19 protein-coding genes are annotated in these 17,464 nt (G+C 57.5%); 10 read left to right on the top strand and 9 right to left on the bottom strand.

What is annotated here, in order from left to right; genetic code table 11:
* The 4 genes from trkA to def form a co-directional block, all read right to left on the bottom strand.
* Positions 1 to 1,404 (bottom strand): Trk system potassium transporter TrkA, encoded by a 1,404-nt coding sequence (gene trkA / locus KO499_RS03710; RefSeq protein ID WP_215982366.1) that lies wholly within the window; start codon positions 1,402 to 1,404, stop codon positions 1 to 3.
* Positions 1,401 to 2,702 carry a 16S rRNA (cytosine(967)-C(5))-methyltransferase RsmB gene (rsmB, locus tag KO499_RS03705; RefSeq protein WP_215982365.1) on the bottom strand — a complete coding sequence of 434 codons (1,302 nt, stop codon included), beginning with the start codon at positions 2,700 to 2,702 and terminating at the stop codon, positions 1,401 to 1,403. The genes trkA and rsmB overlap by 4 nt, the downstream gene beginning before the upstream one ends.
* Before the next feature lies 1 nt (position 2,703).
* Positions 2,704 to 3,639 (bottom strand): methionyl-tRNA formyltransferase, encoded by a 936-nt coding sequence (gene fmt, locus KO499_RS03700; protein WP_215983373.1) that lies wholly within the window; start codon positions 3,637 to 3,639, stop codon positions 2,704 to 2,706.
* Positions 3,640 to 3,732: 93 nt separating this feature from the next.
* Positions 3,733 to 4,236 (bottom strand): peptide deformylase, encoded by a 504-nt coding sequence (def, locus tag KO499_RS03695; RefSeq protein ID WP_215982364.1) that lies wholly within the window; start codon positions 4,234 to 4,236, stop codon positions 3,733 to 3,735.
* Positions 4,237 to 4,655: 419 nt separating this feature from the next.
* On the opposite strand from def, the gene KO499_RS03690 reads away from it, so the two are divergent.
* From KO499_RS03690 to KO499_RS03655, 8 genes are all read left to right on the top strand, one after another.
* Positions 4,656 to 5,672, top strand: a complete 1,017-nt coding sequence (locus KO499_RS03690) for a LysM peptidoglycan-binding domain-containing protein (protein WP_215982363.1) — start codon at positions 4,656 to 4,658, stop codon at positions 5,670 to 5,672.
* A gap of 71 nt (positions 5,673 to 5,743) precedes the next feature.
* Positions 5,744 to 6,886 (top strand): DNA-processing protein DprA, encoded by a 1,143-nt coding sequence (gene dprA / locus KO499_RS03685; protein ID WP_323133316.1) that lies wholly within the window; start codon positions 5,744 to 5,746, stop codon positions 6,884 to 6,886.
* Between the two features lie 42 nt (positions 6,887 to 6,928).
* Positions 6,929 to 7,501, top strand: a complete 573-nt coding sequence (locus KO499_RS03680) for an L-threonylcarbamoyladenylate synthase (RefSeq protein WP_215982361.1) — start codon at positions 6,929 to 6,931, stop codon at positions 7,499 to 7,501.
* Between the two features lie 8 nt (positions 7,502 to 7,509).
* Entirely contained in the window at positions 7,510 to 8,436 is a 927-nt protein-coding gene (hemF, locus tag KO499_RS03675) for an oxygen-dependent coproporphyrinogen oxidase (protein ID WP_215982360.1), read from the top strand.
* Complete coding sequence (aroE, locus tag KO499_RS03670) at positions 8,429 to 9,256, top strand: shikimate dehydrogenase (protein WP_215982359.1); 828 nt, start codon at positions 8,429 to 8,431, stop codon at positions 9,254 to 9,256. The genes hemF and aroE overlap by 8 nt, the downstream gene beginning before the upstream one ends.
* A gap of 55 nt (positions 9,257 to 9,311) precedes the next feature.
* Positions 9,312 to 10,085 (top strand): motility protein A, encoded by a 774-nt coding sequence (locus KO499_RS03665; protein WP_215982358.1) that lies wholly within the window; start codon positions 9,312 to 9,314, stop codon positions 10,083 to 10,085.
* A 4-nt stretch (positions 10,086 to 10,089) separates the two neighbouring features.
* Complete coding sequence (locus KO499_RS03660) at positions 10,090 to 10,923, top strand: flagellar motor protein MotB (RefSeq protein WP_215982357.1); 834 nt, start codon at positions 10,090 to 10,092, stop codon at positions 10,921 to 10,923.
* Between the two features lie 111 nt (positions 10,924 to 11,034).
* Positions 11,035 to 11,352 carry a PA4642 family protein gene (locus KO499_RS03655; protein ID WP_215982356.1) on the top strand — a complete coding sequence of 106 codons (318 nt, stop codon included), beginning with the start codon at positions 11,035 to 11,037 and terminating at the stop codon, positions 11,350 to 11,352.
* 74 nt (positions 11,353 to 11,426) lie between these two features.
* Here the strand turns inward: KO499_RS03655 and KO499_RS03650 are convergent, their stop codons facing one another.
* Positions 11,427 to 11,972 (bottom strand): gamma carbonic anhydrase family protein, encoded by a 546-nt coding sequence (locus KO499_RS03650; RefSeq protein WP_215982355.1) that lies wholly within the window; start codon positions 11,970 to 11,972, stop codon positions 11,427 to 11,429.
* Between the two features lie 211 nt (positions 11,973 to 12,183).
* On the opposite strand from KO499_RS03650, the gene prlC reads away from it, so the two are divergent.
* Positions 12,184 to 14,229 carry an oligopeptidase A gene (prlC, locus tag KO499_RS03645; protein WP_215982354.1) on the top strand — a complete coding sequence of 682 codons (2,046 nt, stop codon included), beginning with the start codon at positions 12,184 to 12,186 and terminating at the stop codon, positions 14,227 to 14,229.
* Positions 14,230 to 14,286: 57 nt separating this feature from the next.
* Positions 14,287 to 14,544 (top strand): YheV family putative zinc ribbon protein, encoded by a 258-nt coding sequence (locus KO499_RS03640; protein WP_215982353.1) that lies wholly within the window; start codon positions 14,287 to 14,289, stop codon positions 14,542 to 14,544.
* A gap of 323 nt (positions 14,545 to 14,867) precedes the next feature.
* Here KO499_RS03640 and KO499_RS03635 read toward each other — a convergent pair whose 3' ends face one another.
* The 4 genes from KO499_RS03635 to KO499_RS03620 form a co-directional block, all read right to left on the bottom strand.
* Positions 14,868 to 16,190: a Na+/H+ antiporter family protein gene (locus KO499_RS03635; protein ID WP_215982352.1), complete on the bottom strand. Its 1,323-nt coding sequence runs from the start codon at positions 16,188 to 16,190 to the stop codon at positions 14,868 to 14,870.
* A gap of 116 nt (positions 16,191 to 16,306) precedes the next feature.
* Positions 16,307 to 16,537 (bottom strand): DUF1653 domain-containing protein, encoded by a 231-nt coding sequence (locus tag KO499_RS03630; protein ID WP_215982351.1) that lies wholly within the window; start codon positions 16,535 to 16,537, stop codon positions 16,307 to 16,309.
* A 74-nt stretch (positions 16,538 to 16,611) separates the two neighbouring features.
* Complete coding sequence (locus KO499_RS03625) at positions 16,612 to 16,998, bottom strand: DoxX family protein (protein WP_215982350.1); 387 nt, start codon at positions 16,996 to 16,998, stop codon at positions 16,612 to 16,614.
* A gap of 16 nt (positions 16,999 to 17,014) precedes the next feature.
* On the bottom strand, positions 17,015 to 17,464 hold the full coding sequence (locus tag KO499_RS03620) for a group I truncated hemoglobin (protein WP_215982349.1): 450 nt from the start codon (positions 17,462 to 17,464) through the stop codon (positions 17,015 to 17,017).

Raw genomic sequence — 17,464 nt, 5'->3', positions numbered from 1 at the left:
TCAGAAGAAGGTAAGACCTACCTGGAACAGTTTTTCCACATCCCGGATCCGGGTTTTGTCCACCAGGAACAGGATGACGTGGTCGTCCGGCTGGACGCGCAGATGATCGTGCGCGATAAGCACTTCGTTGCGCCGGACGATGGCTCCGATGGTAGTGCCCTCCGGCAGGTGGATCTCATCCAGCCGTTTACCGACCACCTTGGAAGACCTGTGATCGCCATGAGCAATGGCCTCTATTGCCTCGGCCGCGCCTCTGCGCAGTGAATGAACGTTTACAACATCGCCTCTGCGAACGTGGGTCAGCAGACTGCCGATGGTGGTTTGCTGGGGAGAGATGGCTACATCGATATCACCGCCCTGGATCAGATCCACGTAGTCCGGATTGTTGATCAGGGTCAGTACCTTGCGGGCACCGAGGCGTTTGGCCAGTAATGAGGCCATGATGTTGGCCTCATCGTCGTTAGTCACTGCGCAGAATACATCGGTGTTCTCGATACTTTCTTCCAGCAGAATTTCTTTATTCGCCGCGTTGCCTTCCAGCACCACGGTTTTCCGTAATTTTTCCGAGAGCATGACGCAGCGTTCGTGGTCCTGCTCCAGCAGTTTTACCTGGTAGCGGTTCTCCAGGGTGTGAGCCAGTCGCTGACCAATATTGCCGCCACCGCAAATAAAGATACGCTTGTAGGGTTTGACCAGCGGCTGTAATTCGCTCATGACCGACTTGATGTGATCACCGGCGGCGATAAAAAAGACTTCATCACCATCCTCAATGACCGTATCGCCCTCCGGCATGATGGCGCGGTCCTTCCGGAAAATGGCAGCTACCCGGGTATCGATCTTGGGCATGTGGGTGCGCAAGTACGATAACTCGTGCCCGACAAGGGGGCCGCCCTTGGTAGCCCGGATGGCCACCAGGCGGGTCATGCCCTTGGAGAATTCCAGCACCTGCAGGGCACCGGGATTCTCGATCAGTCGGGTAATATGCTTCGTTACCAGGTGTTCCGGGCTGATCAGAACATCGATGGGAAAGCCCCGCAGGCTGTCGAGATCTTTGGTCTTGTCCCGTTGGTAAAACAGCTCGGATTTTGCCAGATAGGCGCTGGCTCGTACCCGGCAGATGGTGGTGGGTGTCTTGTACAGCAGTTTGGCCACCTGGCAGGCCACCATGTTGGTTTCGTCGCTGTTCGTGACGGCAATCAGCATGTCGGCGTCTTCGGCCCCGGCCTGCCGGAGAGCGGTTGGATAGGAGGCGGCACCCTGGACAGTGCGTATGTCGAGCCGATCCTGCAACTCCCGCAATCGGGCACTATCGCTGTCGATGATAGTGATGTCGTTGGCTTCGTTAGCCAGGTTTTCAGCGAGCGTACCGCCGACCTGGCCGGCACCGAGAATCAGGATCTTCATGGTTCGGGTTTCTCCAGCACGGCATAGAAGAAGCCGTCATGGCTGTCCGGATCGGGGAGCAATTGTCGCCCCGCACCCATATTGCGTCCCCACTGAGCCTCGGGCTCAACAAGGATGGCATCGGTCTGCTGTTTGCAGAACCGCTGAATTATACGGTGGTTTTCCTGGGGGAACACCGAGCAGGTGGCATAGACCAGTCGGCCCCCCGGTTTCAGGATAGCCCACATGGCGTCCAGCAACCCGAGCTGTATGGCAGCCAGCGGGGTAATGTCAGATTCACGGCGCAACAACTTGATATCCGGGTGGCGGCGGATGACACCGCTGGCGCTGCAGGGAACATCCAGCAGAATGCGATCGAATGCCTGTCCGTCCCACCATTGATCGGTGGCAGCGGCATCTGCCTGTTTCAGGGTGGCATTGAGATCCAGGCGATCCAGGTTTTCCTGAACGCGGGGCAGGCGATCAGCGGATTCGTCAATGGCGACGACTTCCGCCAGCTCGCCACAGGCTTCCAGAATTGCACAGGTTTTGCCCCCCGGAGCCGCGCAGGCATCCAATACACGCTGGCCCGGAGCCAGATCCATCATGGTGGTGCAGAGCTGCGCAGCTTCGTCCTGGACACTGACGGCGCCATCGGCGAACCAGGGCAGCCGGTCGACTGGAACCGGGCTGGCCAGTTGAATCCCATAGGGTGCGAAACGAGTGGCTGCGGCTTCGATACCGGCGTCTGCCAACAGCCCCAGATACTCATCCCGGCTGAATCGCCGGGCGTTCACCCTGAGGGTCATTGGAGCCTGAGCGTTGTTGGCCTGCAGAATGTGTTGCCAGTCTTCCGGCCAGTTGTGACGGAGCTTTTCCAGCATCCACTCCGGATGACTGAACCGGGCGGAATCGTCTGCCGATTCCGGCGCCCCGCCCCGTTCTGCTGCTCTGAGAACACCATTCACCAACCCGGTCAGATGGGGTTTGTCCAGGGCCCGGCAGGCTTCGACGGTTTCGTTGAGTACGGCGTAAGTGGCTTGCTGACTGAAGCGTAGCTGAAACAGGGCGACCAGCATCAGGTGATGGATAATGCGGTCCGGTTTGCGCAATGGTTTTTTAAGCCGGCCATTGAGTTCGCTGTCCAGCCGGTGGAACCAGCGGCACGTGCCATAGCAGAGCGCCTGAAGTTCGGGCCGCTCATTGGGAGGCAGTCGGTTCAGGGCGGGCGGCAGACATTGGGACAGCGACTGGCCATTCTCCACCGCCAGCATGACGTCAGCGGCGATTGCCCGCATGGGTTGTTGTCGATCGCCCATGTCAGCGTAGCTCCTGCTCGGGCAGAAGCAGTTCCTTGCCGCCGTTGATCAGGTCGTTCACGCTCTGGGCACGGGATCCTGGAAGTTGTAGACGGGTAATGCGCAGGGTTCCGTTGCCACAGGCGATGTCTATCCCTTCACGGTTTCTCTGCACCACAGTGCCGGCGGGGGCGTTGCTGTCAGCAACCAGGGCCCGGCTCTCGTGGATCCGGATGCGCTGGTCGCCCAGATCGGTGTAGGTGCCGGGCCAGGGGTTGAAGGCCCGAACCAGCCGCTCAATGCTGGTGGCATCTGCAGACCAGTCAATATGGCCTTCGGTTTTGCTCAGTTTGCTGGCGTAGCAGGCAAGATCATCGTTCTGCGGTTCGCCACAGAGCTCCCCTTTGTGGAGAAGTTCCAAAGCCTTGGTGATTGCTTTACCTCCGAGCCCGGCCAGGCGGTCGTGGAGGCTACCTCCTGTGTCACTGTCTTCGATGGCAGTCAGGGATTTCAGCAGCATGGCTCCGGTGTCGAGGCCTTCGTCCATCTGCATGATGGTGATTCCGGTTTCTGTATCGCCTGCGGCAATGGCCCGCTGGATAGGCGCGGCACCGCGCCAGCGCGGCAACAGGGAGGCATGGATGTTCAGGCAGCCGTGGGTCGGAATCTCCAGCACAGCCTTCGGCAGGATCAGGCCATAGGCTGCTACAACCATCACGTCCGGGTTCAGGTCCGCAAGCTGCTGCTGAGCTTCAGACGTTTTCAGTGTTTCGGGCTGGAAGACTGCGATGCCGTGATCCAGAGCTACCTGTTTGACCGGGCTGGGCTGCAGCTTTCGGCCGCGGCCGGCGGGACGGTCTGGCTGAGAATAGACGCCAACAATGGTGTGGCCCGCTGCAATCATGGCTTTGAGCGCGGTCGCTGCAAAATCTGGGGTGCCAGCAAAAACAAGTCGCACGGTGTTGTGATCTCTGTTCCGTTGTATACGAAAAGACCGGGTCATGACCCGGTCCGAAGTAGTGTCTGGTATATCTGCTCGTCTGCAGCCTGATCAGGCACTCTTTTTATGCTGTTTTTCCAGCTTTTTGCGAATGCGATTACGCTTGAGCGAGCTGAGGTAGTCAACGAACAGCTTGCCGTTCAAGTGATCCATCTCATGCTGAATGCAGACAGCCAGCAGGCCGCGGGCCTCAAGTTCGAACGCTTTTCCGTCCCGGTCCAGTGCCCGGATCAGGCAATGTTCGATCCGTTCGACGTCTTCGTAGAATCCGGGTACCGACAGACAGCCTTCCTGCATGGCTTCCTGTTCACCATCCAGTACTTCTACTTCGGGGTTGATGAAAACCCGCGGTTCGCTCTTGTCCTCAGACAGATCCATGACAATGATCTGTTTGTGAACATTCACCTGGGTAGCCGCAAGGCCAATGCCAGGCGCATCGTACATGGTCTCGAACATGTCGTCGATCAGCTTGCGATCAGCGTCTGTCACCTGGTCTACCGGTTTGGCAATGGTGCGCAGGCGGGGATCGGGGTATTCGAGAATCTCTAGTATCATAGTACGGTCTTTTCGCCTGTATGTCGGGATGCCCCTACAAAAGTGCGGGCATCTTTTTTTGACGTTGCTGTTCTTTGTAACAGTGTGAAACTGATCTCCGAAATGCGACAGCGTACTGCGCAAATTTTCGCCCTTGCCCTACTATTATCGGGGCAAGGCCCCAGCTTTCAACGGCTGGAGAGCGTGTAACAGTTAAGAGGTGTATTATCCAACAATTCGTTGATTGAGTACAAACTGATCAGTCAATAGTTAAAATCTTTCAACAGTGGGATAGAATTTACTGGAAGAACAAAAGATAACATCACAATTTGCGAGACTTCTTCTATAGTAACTGGAATAACAACGTAATAAGCTGCAGGTAACTGACTGCATCCCAACAGAATGCAAAGAATCAAGGCACGCGATCAAGGACTTACACAATGAGGAAACTGCTGTACGCTCTGGCAGCAACTACGCTGCTTATAACCTCCTGGGCCCATGCTGCACCGGAGCTGCGGTCCGACCACCCTGAGCGTTACACCGTTGTGAAGGGTGACACGCTATGGGATATTTCGGGCCGTTTTCTGAATGATCCCTGGTATTGGCCGGAAATATGGCATGTAAACCCGCAGGTCGCCAACCCTCACCTGATTTATCCCGGTGATCGCCTTGCCCTGGTTTATATTGACGGTAAACCCCGAGTTACCAAGGTCGGCAGCAACGGTGTCGTGAAGCTGTCACCGAAGGTTCGCTCTGAGCCCATTGATACGCCGATTCCGGCCATTCCGCTGGATGCCATTGGCAGCTTCCTCACGGACACGCGTATTGTCAGCCCGGAAGAGGTCAATGATGCCCCCTACGTGCTGGAGGGCGAAGATGGCCGGATTATCACGGGTGCCGGCGATAAGCTCTACGCTCGCGGAGAGAAGCCTGCGGATAAGGTGGGTATCTTCCGTCGCAGCCAGGAATTTCGCGATCCCGACACTGGCGAATTTCTCGGTCTTGAAGCCCGGAGTATTGCCCGTGGTGACGTGGCCCGGGAAGACGGTGAAGTGCTGACCGTAAACGTGACCACCTCCAATGAAGAAGTTCGCATAGGCGACCGGCTTCTGGTGAGCGAAGATCGCCGTCTGACCACCAACTTTGTGCCCAGTGCTCCCGGCGAGGAGATTGAAGGGCAGATGATCTCTGTTGATGGTGGTGTCAGCCAGATCGGTCAGTTTGATGTGGTTGCCATTAACCGCGGTACCCGCGAAGGACTGGAAGCCGGCAACGTGATGGCGGTTCTGAAAAGCGGCAATATGGTTCGCGATCCGGTGACCGGAGAGACCATTGAGCTGCCCTCCGAGCGTGCCGGGCTGCTGATGGTCTTTCAGGCGTATGAAAAAATGAGCTACGGACTGGTGCTGCAAGCCAGCCGTGTGCTGTCAGTGGGTGACAAGGTTACCAACCCCTGATTGACTGAAAACCGATAGATGTAATGGCCGGACCAGGAAGGTCCGGCCTCGCTGTATCCAAGGATGATGCCGTGTTTTCCTCTTCCACAGCCCCATGGCTGTTTCTGACCCGTGTGCCCACCATTGGCCGTACCCGCCGGCGTGAGCTACTGACAGAGTTCCCCGATCTGCCTCAATTGCTTTCGATGAATGCCGCCACCTTGCGAGCCATGGCCATGAGTGCCGAAGCCGTTGCCGCGATCCAGGCCTGGCAACAACAGGATCCTTCCCATCCGGCCATTCGTGATGTCGTGCGGATTCAGGAAGACTGCCAGAGGCATGGCATCGGTATTCTGACCTGGGAGGATCCCGGTTATCCGGAGCAGCTGCGGCATATCCATGATGCACCCCTGGTGCTCTATACCCTTGGTGACCCGCAATTGTTGGCTCGTGACCAGATTGGCATTATTGGCAGTCGCAAAGCCACGCCTGCAGGCCTGGATCATGCCCGACGATTTGCCGCGGAACTCAGTGCCCGGGGGTTGTTGGTAAGCAGTGGTCTGGCACTGGGCGTTGATGGTGCCGCCCATGCGGGCGCGCTGGATGCAGGGTTTCCAACGCTGGCGGTTATTGGCTGTGGCCTCGACCGCATTTATCCGCACCAACATCGTCGCCTGGGCGCAAGAATCATGGTCGACGGGCTGATCATTTCCGAGTATCCCCCGGGTACGCCTGCCAGAGCCGCGCATTTTCCCCAGCGCAACCGGATCATCAGTGGTCTGAGCCGCGGAGTATTGGTGGTGGAGGCCGGTCTGCGCAGTGGTTCTCTGATCACGGCCCGGATGGCGCTGGAACAGGGACGGGAAGTATTCGCTATTCCTGGCTCGGTGTACAGCCCGGTTGCCCGGGGCTGTCATCATCTGATCAAGCAGGGCGCCAGTCTAGTGGAAACGGTGGATGATATTCTCGAGGAACTGGGCGCCTGGTGGTCCCCGCTGCGGACCGTGGAGTCGTCCTCTGCCCCGGAACCTGAGCACAGGTGCACCGATCCCCTGGCCGGTATGGAGCGCCGGGAAATCGCGGTCCTTGAGGCTTTAGGGTATGATCCACGATCAACCGATGCACTGAGTTCAGCAACGGGTCTTCCTGCCGACCAACTCATGCAGTCCCTGTTGCTTCTTGAACTGCAGGGCCTGGTTAGTTCGGTCCCGGGGGGCTATCAGAAAATCGCGTAGAACCGGTGTGACCATCGACCCTGATCAATCCGATAGAGCCATATGCCCAATTCCCATCCTCTTTCTGACTGGCAACTACACTGTGCTCGACGCACAGTGATCAGTGGAGGTGTTCTTGCCTATCCCACAGAAGCGGTCTGGGGTCTCGGTTGTGACCCCTGGGATCAGGAGGCGGTAGAACGGATTCTGAAGCTCAAGCAACGCCCGGTCGAGAAAGGTCTGATTCTGGTGGCCTCGTCCGTTGAGCAGATCCGTTTTCTCCTCGATCCCCTGACCCGATCCTTGCAGGCTGATGCCGAGCGTCACTGGCCAGGCCCCGTGACCTGTCTGCTACCAGATGTTGAGCAACAGATTCCGGAATGGGTGCGTGGGAAGCACAAGTCCATTGCGGTCCGCGTCAGCCAGCATCCTGTGGTACGTGCCCTGTGTGACGCCAGCGGAATGCCTCTGGTTTCTACATCCTGCAATCCGGCCGGGCGCCAGCCCGCCAGGAAAATCTGGCAGGTTCGGCGCTACTTTGGTCATCAGCTTGACTGGATTGTGCCCGGAGCATTGGGGGGCAATCGCAATCCCAGCCGTATCATTGATATTGTCAGCGGTCAGCAACTTCGTTAGGAGCGTTTATGGCACAGCAACCCGATATCCAGGCAGTAAAGCAGTATCTGCTGGGATTGCAGGCGTCGATCTGCAGCCGGCTTGAGGCCCTGGATGATGGTACCTCGTTCATTCGGGATGCGTGGGATCGTCCGGAAGGCGGCGGCGGTGTCAGCCGGGTGATCACGGACGGCCGTGTGTTTGAGAAAGGCGGGGTCAATTTCTCTCATGTCATGGGTGAGACCATGCCGGCCTCGGCCACGGCCCACCGTCCGCATCTGGCCGGTGCCCCCTGGCAGGCGATGGGGGTGTCACTGGTTATTCATCCAAACAATCCTTATGTTCCTACGTCTCATGCCAACGTGCGCTTTTTTATCGCCACGCCGGAGCACGGTGAGCCGGTGTACTGGTTTGGTGGTGGCTACGATCTGACGCCTTATTACGGCTTCGAAGACGATTGTGTGCATTGGCACCAGACGGCACGCGCAGCCTGTGAACCGTTTGGTGAGGGTACCTATAAGCGCTTCAAAGACTGGTGCGACGACTACTTTTATCTGAAACACCGGGATGAACCGCGGGGCGTCGGTGGTCTGTTCTTTGACGATCACAACACCGGCAATTTCGAGCAGGATTTCGGTCTGATGAAGTCTGTGGGTGATAGCTATATAGAAGCCTATGAGCCCATTGTCCGGCGCAGGATGGCGCATCCGTTTGGTGACCGGGAACGGGATTTTCAGCTATACCGGCGCGGGCGCTACGTGGAATTCAACCTGGTGTATGACCGTGGCACCCTGTTTGGCCTGCAGTCTGGTGGCCGAACGGAGTCCATACTGATGTCACTTCCACCTCTGGTGCGCTGGGATTATAACCGGACGGCCGAGCCCGGCTCCGAAGAAGCCCGGCTTATGGAGTTCTTCCTGACCAGTCGGAACTGGCTGGAGACCCAACATGACTAACGATCTCTACGCCGTGGTCGGAAACCCCGTCAGCCACAGCAAATCGCCGAGAATTCACAGTCTGTTCGCCAGCGAAACCGGCGAGTCGGTGGAATATATCGCCATCCAGGCTCCGCTGGATGATTTCGCGGGCACTGTAAAACACTTTTTTGAGCGGGGCGGGAAAGGTCTGAATGTGACCGTTCCGTTCAAGGAAGACGCGTGGAAGCTCGCGGATCGACGGACCGAGCGGGCCGAAAGTGCCGGGGCAGCCAATACCCTGTATCTGGATGATCATGGTGCGCTTGTTGCCGACAATACCGACGGATGCGGTATTGTCCGGGATCTGGTCTTCAACCATGCGGTGGCTCTCAAGGACGCCCGCATTCTGGTGCTGGGAGCGGGCGGCGCGGTTCGTGGCGTTCTCGGGCCCATCATGGCGAAGCATCCTGCCTCTGTGACTCTTGCCAATCGCACGGTTGGCAAAGCGGAAGCTCTGGTAGACCTGTTTAAACCCTTGGCGGGCGCAACCCGGCTGTCAGCCTGCGGCTTTGAGCAGCCGAGTGAGCCATTCGATGTGATCATCAATGGCACCAGTGCCAGCCTCCAGGGCGATTTGCCACCGATATCTCCTGGGGTCATTGCAGAAAAAACCGTGGTTTACGACATGATGTATTCTCTTCAGACCACGACGTTCAATCAGTGGGCACTTGAACAGGGCGCACAGTACGTCTTTGACGGACTTGGTATGCTGGTCGAGCAGGCGGCGGAATCTTTCCGGATCTGGCGCGGTGTGAGTCCCGCCACCAGCCCTGTCATTGAGGAATTACGTAACGACTGAGCAGCTGCCCCCGGATTGGGTTATGCTCAGGCTCAACATTCAGTAAGGATGGTCGATGGATATTCTTACCCTGGTAGGGCTTGTGGCTGGTGTACTGATTGTCATTCTGGCAATGCTCGCCAATGCTTCCTTCCTGACGTTCCTGAACCTCCCGGGCCTTGCAATTGTGCTGGGCGGGACATTTGCCGTTACCTTGATCAAATTCCGCATGGCGTCGGTGATGAGCGCCTTCCGTCTGGCCATGTCTGCTGCCTTTACCGACCGCATGGCGCGGCCGACGGAGCTGATTCGGGAAGTCCGTGCACTGGCCACGCTGGTACGCAAGGAAGGCATTCTGGGTCTCGAAAATCATCGGACCGACAACGAATTCCTCCGGAAGGCGATCAATCTGTGTGTCGATGGCCATCCACCGGAACTGGTGGAGGAGGCACTGGCGCATGAAACCCGGCAGACCGCTGAACGTTACGAAGTGGCTGAGCGGGTATTCCGGGGCATTGGCGAATCGGCACCGGCCATCGGTATGCTGGGCACCCTGGTTGGGCTGGTCCAGATGCTCAACACACTGGATGATCCCGCTTCGATTGGTCCGGCCATGGCAATCGCCCTCCTCACCACATTGTATGGTGCATTTATTGCCCAGCTGATTGCCCTGCCCCTGGCTGACAAACTGCAGCTTAAAGCTGAGGATGAGGCCCGGAACCAGGTGCTGATCCTCACCTCCATAAAGAATATTATGCGCGGGGAGAATCCTCGAGTAATGACTGAACTGCTGTCTTCGTTTGTCACCCCAGAGCAGCGTACCAGCCTGGCGCCGGAGCGGGAGGCCTGAGAGCTTGCATCTGGTTCAGAAGAAGAACAGAAAGCAACAGCAGAATCAAACGCCGGCCTGGATCGTAACCTTTGCGGATCTGGCCACACTACTGCTGACCTTTTTTATATTGCTGCTGTCTTTTGCCGAAATGGACGTCGAGAAGTACCGGGCGATGGCCAACTCCATGGCGATCGCCTTCGGGTCCAGCAACGTACTGGCTGAAGATATCGGTGGCTCTCCCCTGACCCTGATTGAATCGGACACGGTCTCCCTTCCTGAGCCCACGGAGTCCCAGACCAGGGAGCCTGAGTTTATTGATGAACGGGCCGAAGGTGAGGCGCCCACTCAGATCCCCGCTGGAGTGATCGATCTTGCCAGCCGGTTGATTCGGGAACTGGAATCCGAAGTGGCCTCAGAAGCTTTGAGTGTCAATTATGACCAGAGCCAGGTCGTGATCCGCTTTTCTGAAGAGGCCACGTTCCGATCGGGGCAGGCCGCCATCAAACCGGAGATGATCCCGATAATCGAGCGGGTGGTGGGTGTCCTGTCTGCGTGTACCGGAGATGTCCTGGTGTCTGGCTACACGGATGACCGACCCATTTCCAGCGACCGGTATCGATCAAACTGGGATCTGTCTGCGGCCCGTGCCGTATCCGTGGTTCACGAGCTGGTGCTGAACCGACAGGTACCCGCTGAACGTGTAGTGGCCGCCGGCCGTGCCGAGACGAATCCGTTGGCGACTAACGACACCCCGGAGAACCGGGCACTGAATCGCCGTGTGGAGATCGCCATTCGCAACCCCGAGTGCAGTGCAGCGCTCCCCACAGCGGATCTGCCGGTTGAGATCTTGCCCTGAGCCTTATATCCGGGACGCAGTTTCTCATGCGCAATCCATATAACTGTTGTGCTTTCAGAGCTTTATACTGGGCGCCTTACAATCTATTGGCATAGCGAAGCGAGAGAACACATGAGTGGACCGGATAAGCCGAAAGTTATTGGTGAAGAGTGGAGCGATGAGCGGGTCAGGAGTTTTCTGGATATCCAGCCCTGGAATGCTGCCGACAACGCCGACTTCAACGCCCTGCTGAAAGCGTATCAGGCCATGCGGGCCGAGGATTTCGAGCGTTTTATCGGGTTTTTTGTGGCTGAAGGCCGGGACCTGAATGCGGTCAGCGGAGAGGGCGAAACCATCCTGGACCAGATTTCCCGCCATCGCCGCAGCGTGGATTATGCCCGGGCCCTGGAAAACGCCGGTGCCAGAACAACGGCAGAAACGGCCAGTTGATCAGGCCGCGGCCGCCCTCTCCGGGTTTTGAAAGGTGGTATTCAGAGGGGCGGGTGGCTGATATTTGAGCAGAGTTAAACCGGGTTATTGTCCTTCAGGTACTCATCTTTGAGTCGTACATAGTTGGCAGCGGTGTACTTGAAGAATCCCCGCTCCTTGTCTGTCAGTGCCCGGGCTTTCTTGCAGGGTGAGCCAACATAAAGGTGTCCGGATTCCAGGGTCTTGCCCGGCGGAACCAGGCAACCGGCCGCGACAATGACCTCGTCCTCCACAACGGCGCCGTCCATGATGATGCAGCCCATCCCGACCAGCACCCGGCTTCCGATGGTACAACCGTGCAAGAGTGCCTTGTGACCGACGGTAACGTCGTCTCCAAGGGTGAGCGGATAACCGCCGGGGTTGTAATCACTGGCGTGGGTTATATGCAGTACCGAGCCATCCTGAATGCTGCAGCGGTGGCCAATGCGGATTTTGTGCATATCACCGCGCACGACGGTCATCGGCCAGATGGACACATCATCGCCGGTTTCAACATCACCAATCACCACGGCACCTGGATCCACCCACGCCCGTTTTCCAAAATTTGGCGCCATACCCTTGTGTGAACGTATATTCGTCATTACATATTACCTTTGAGGCGTTTTCCGCTCTGGAGTACGGAGCATCCGGGGGAAGCCTTTCCGAAACACGCGCCTTGCGGCGCATCCATGTGATGCCTGGGCTCTGCCATCCGTGGTTTCGCACAGTTTCGGAAAGGCTTCCCCCGGACGCTCCCCCAACGTTGGAGTCGCCTGAAATTACCTGAGATTTTACTAGCTGAGAAGGGGACCTATGAATAACCCGTTACTGACTGATGACCTGTTGCCGAAGTTTGACCATGTCCGCACAGAACACATGGAAACGGCAATTGACCAGATTCTCAGTGAAAATCGCATGAAGATCAGCCAGCTGGCTGATCAGGACGATCCCACCTGGGAAACCCTGGCTCAGCCGATGCAGGCCCTGGATGATAAACTGAGCAATGCCTGGTCAGTGATCTCACACCTGAACGGGGTAATGAATAACGATGAGCTACGCAAGGTCTACAAGAACTGCCTGGAGAAGCTCACCGAGTACAGCACCGAAGTGAGCCAGAACGCAGTTCTGTGCAATGCCTACAAGGCGCTTGCCGGGAAGGAGGATTTCAAGGATCTGACCGAAGCCCAGCGCAAGTCCGTGGAAAATACGCTCCGGGACTTCCACCTCGGTGGTGTGGACCTGCCGGACGACAAGAAAAAGCAATACGCCGAGTTGTCGCGGGAGCTTTCCGAGCTTTCCAACAAGTTCAGCGACAACGTGTTGGATGCGACCCAGCACTGGTATAAGCACATCACTGATGTCGATGAGCTTGCCGGTATGCCGGAGACGGCCATAGAAAGTGCCAAGCAAGCGGCCCGCCAGAAAGAACTGGACGGTTACGTGATTACGCTGGATTTCCCCAGCTTCTTCCCGGTGATGACCTACTGTGACAACCGGGATTTGCGCCGGGAAGTCTACGAGGCCTTTGTTACCCGTGCCTCCGATCAGGGTCCGGACGCCGGTCAATGGGACAACACACCGGTAATGGCGGAAATCCTGAAACGCCGTCATGCACAGGCGCAGCTGCTGGGTTTTGACAACTACGCTGAACGGTCCCTGGCGACCAAGATGGCCCGAAGCAGCGACGAGGTGCTGGAGTTCCTGAATCAGCTGGCGGCCAAGTCCAAGCCCCAGGCCGAGAAGGAGTTTGCCGAGCTTAAGGCGTTCGCGAAGGAGGAATACGGCGCCGATGAGTTGCAGGCCTGGGATGTCGGCTACTACAGCGAGAAGCTTCGCCAGAAACGCTACGATATCTCCCCGGAAACCCTGCGTCCCTGGTTCCCGGTGAACAAGGTGGTGCCGGGCCTGTTCCGTGTGGCGGAGAAGCTGTTTGACGTACAGATCGAAGCCCGTCCCGAGGTGGAAACCTGGCACGAAGACGCCACCGCCTACTGCATCAGCCGCAATGGCGAGCCGCTGGCCTGGTTCTATCTGGATCTGTTTGCCCGCCAGGGCAAACGCGGTGGTGCCTGGATGGCGGATTGCCGGGTACGCTGGCGCAACCTGCGTGGCCAGCTGCAACTGCCGGTGGCCTTCCTGACCTGTAACTTCACCCCGCCGGTGAACGGCAAACCGTCGTTGCTGACCCATGACGAGGTGACCACGCTGTTCCACGAGTTCGGGCATGGGCTGCATCACATGCTGACCCAGGTCGACGTACTGGATGTATCCGGTATCAACGGTGTGGCCTGGGATGCGGTGGAACTGCCCAGCCAGTTCCTGGAAAACTGGTGCTGGAACCCGGAGTCTCTGGGGCTGATCGCATCTCACCATGAAACCGGTGAACCGCTCCCGGAAGACCTGCTGCAGAAACTGCTGGCGGCGAAAAACTTCCAGTCAGGCATGGGCATGGTGCGGCAACTGGAGTTTTCATTGTTCGATTTCCGGCTACATGCGGAATTCACCAACGATGCGCCCACCAATCCGCTGGATATGCATCGGAAGGTCCGAGGCGAGATTGCGGTGGTGGAAGCCCCGGAATTCAATCGTTTCCCCAATGCCTTCTCGCACATTTTTGCCGGTGGTTATGCCGCAGGCTATTACAGCTACAAGTGGGCGGAAGTCCTCGCAGCGGATGCGTTTTCCCTGTTTGAGGAAAAAGGCATCTTCGACCCGGAAACGGGCAAGGCCTTCCTCCATAATATTCTTGAGAAGGGTGGTTCACAGGAACCCATGGAACTGTTCAAGGCCTTCCGCGGCCGCGAACCGCAAGTGGATGCCCTGTTGAAACAATCCGGCATCACGGACGAGGCCGCCTGACCCAATCAGCGCCGGCAGTCGTAATGGCTGCCGTATGCTTCAAACCGGAGTACTAGTATGGCGAGCCCAAAGCGTTTTATCGCCGGTGCCGTTTGTCCCCGTTGTGCGGAGATGGACAAGATCATGATGTTTACCACGGACGACGGTGACCAGGTTCGCGAGTGCGTGGCCTGCGGCTTCACCGACGCGGTGTCAGATGCCGAGCAGCCGGCCAATCCGGAGCTCGAGACGCGGGTGAACAAGCGGCAGAATGAGGATGATCATACCGTCAAACAGGTGGTGTTTTTCAAGTCTTCTGCTGACGATGGAGAGTAGGTTGTCTCTCCGAGCCTTCTTGGTGAGGGGCTGAGAGGCCATGGGGGTGCTTTTCTTCTGGGGAAAAGCAACTCGCTGCGCTCAGACATCTTTTCCCCGCCAGAAAGCACCCCATACCCTCTTAATCTGACTCCAAAGATATTTCTTTAAGACATAATCTTTTCAGCGATATCTGATGGTTTCTATGTGAGGGGGGCGGGATATTTTTCCCGCCGGAAATTGATGTCTGAGCGCAGCGAGTTGCCATTTCCAAGGGCAAAATATCCTGGCCCCCTCGCAACTCCCCTCAACCAGAAAGCTGCGAGAATAAACTCCGGGGTTTTTTAAAGAACCATCGCAGCCAACCACCCAAAGCCAAGCAACGGCAGGTTGTAGTGCAGGAACGTCGGTACCACGGTATCCCAGATGTGGTTGTGCTGGCCATCGGCATTCAGACCGGCGGTGGGTCCGAGGGTAGAGTCGGAGGCTGGGGAACCGGCATCACCGAGAGCACCGGCGGTGCCGACCAGGGCGACGATGGCCAGGGGACTGAAGCCGAGTTGCAGGGCCAGGGGCACATACAGGGCGGCGATGATCGGGATGGTGGAGAAGGACGAGCCGATTCCCATGGTGATCAGCAGGCCCACTACCAGCATCAATAGTGCCGCCATAGCCTTGTTTTCGCCGATGGTTGCCACAGAGCTGTCCACCAGGCTGGCAATGTCACCGGTCTCCCGCATGACTTCGGCAAAACCGGAAGCCGCGATCATGATGAAGCCAATCATCGCCAGCATCTTCATGCCCTCGGTGAACAGGTCATCGGCTTCTTTCCAGCGCACCACTCCGGACAGGTTGAACAGGACGAAGCCGGCCAGGGCGCCCAGGATCATGGAGCCGAGCCAGAGCTGCACCACGAACGCGGTGACAATGGCAACCAGAGCCATAACCAGGGTCCGCGGGCTGTAGCTGGTGTCCACGCGCTCTGCCTTGCTGATGGTTTCCATGTCATAGGTACGGTCGCCGCGATAGCTGAAGAATACCGCGATCAACAGGCCGCAGAGCATACCCAATGCCGGCAGAGCCATGGCCTTCATTACGTTCAGGCCAGAGGCATCCACGCCATTGGCGTTGACCTTGGCAATCAAAATTTCGTTCAGGTAAATCCCGCCAAAACCGATAGGCAGGAACATATACGGGGTGATGAGACCGAAGGTCAGTACGCAGGCTACCAGGCGGCGGTCCATGTGCAGCTTTGCCATCACGTATAGCAGGGGCGGCACCACCAGTGGGATGAAGGCGATGTGGATAGGCAGGATATTCTGGGATGAAATGGCGATAGCCAGCAGCAGACCAATGATCAGGAAACGGATGCCGTTGACGGCGGCCCCATCCTGCTGGCGGCCGACCAGCGCCAGGGCTTTATCGGCCAGGGCGTGAGCCAGACCGGATTTGCCGATTGCCACAGCGAAGGCACCGAGTGTGGCATAAGACAGGGCCACGGTGGCACCGCCGCCGAGCCCGTTGTTAAAGGCCTCAATCGTGGCTTCCAGGGACATTCCTGCAATCAGACCGCCGGAAACGGCACCGATGATCAGGGCGACAACAACGTGGATGCGGCATAAACTCAGGACGAGCATGATCGCGACCGCAGCAACAACGGCATTCATGGCAAAACTCCGGGTAGGAATTAATGGGTTATCCGGCCCCTTGTAAGGGCCGGCATCATGAAAAGCGCGGTAATGTGCAGCAAATGGCCGCGGTAGTCAAAGCGGTTGTGTAACTGTCAGTCCTTATCGAGGCGGGCGAAGCGGGGCACTTGTTCGCCCGCCAGTTCCACGGTTTCCCGGAACATGGAGAGCGGGCGCACCCAGAGACTGTAATCACCGTACAGGCAGCGGTAGACCACCATCTGTTCCTCGGTTTCGCTGTGCCGGGCGACGCCAATAACGTCGTAATCCTTGCCCTTGTAGTGCCGGTATCGTCCGGGACGTATGTCGTTTTCGCGGTCGGTCATTCGTGATACCCATGGGTTCAGTCAGTGGTGAACGTGCAGAGCACCTGCCCGGGCTTTGTTGCCCGGGCGATCGGTCAATTCTTTAATTTATAACGCCCTGGACCCAGGAAAATCACTGCCACGGCGGTAAACAGGAAGAAACCCTGCAATTCCAGCGCCCAGCCGCCACTGCGTCCAAGACTCAAGAGTTCGTTGCCGTGCACCAGGATGATGGCAAACAGCATGTTGAAAACAATCAACAAGGCGCCAATCCGGGTCTGATAGCCAAGGATGATCATCAGGGGCGCGAGGATCTCACCCACGAAGACCCCATAGGCCAGCAGGGTTGGCAGGCCGTGGCTTGCAAGCTCCCCTTCAATAAATCCGATGCCGTTGAGTAGCTTGGCAATGCCGTGAAACAGCATGAGGCCGCCCAGGGTCAGGCGGATAATCAGTTTTCCCAGATCAGCGTTTTCGAGCAAGGTTCGGGTCTCCGTTTTACAGGTTGCGAATGTCAGGATACAGAGGTAGCAGCTGTTTGATCAGCCGGTTCTGGGCTCCGGTGGGGATATCGTTCTGTTCCATAGCCAGAATCAGGTTCTCGGCGAGGGCATTGAACTGGGTATCGGTGATAGCCATGTCGGCATGCAGTTCCCGCATTCCCCGACCGGTATAGGTACAGGGCCCGCCACTCAGAGCGCAGAGCTGGTCTGTCAGATTGCGATGGAATTGTGCCACATCAATGCCTTTGAATTGCTGGTTGATGCGCCCATCGTCCACGATCAGGTAGAGCAGGTCCTCGACCACCAGCGCAATACCTTCACGCTCGCCGAGCTGCTGATACAGCGAGTCATCGGTGTGAGGCGTCAGATTCTGGCAGCCACCGAGAATCAACGTCATGACCACTAACAGCCCCGGGACAGCAAGATTGAGCCTGAAAAGTTCCAT

This window comes from Marinobacter sp. F3R08, from assembly GCF_018860425.1.
Lineage (GTDB): Bacteria > Pseudomonadota > Gammaproteobacteria > Pseudomonadales > Oleiphilaceae > Marinobacter.
This window is presented reverse-complemented; position numbering and strand designations above follow the sequence as displayed.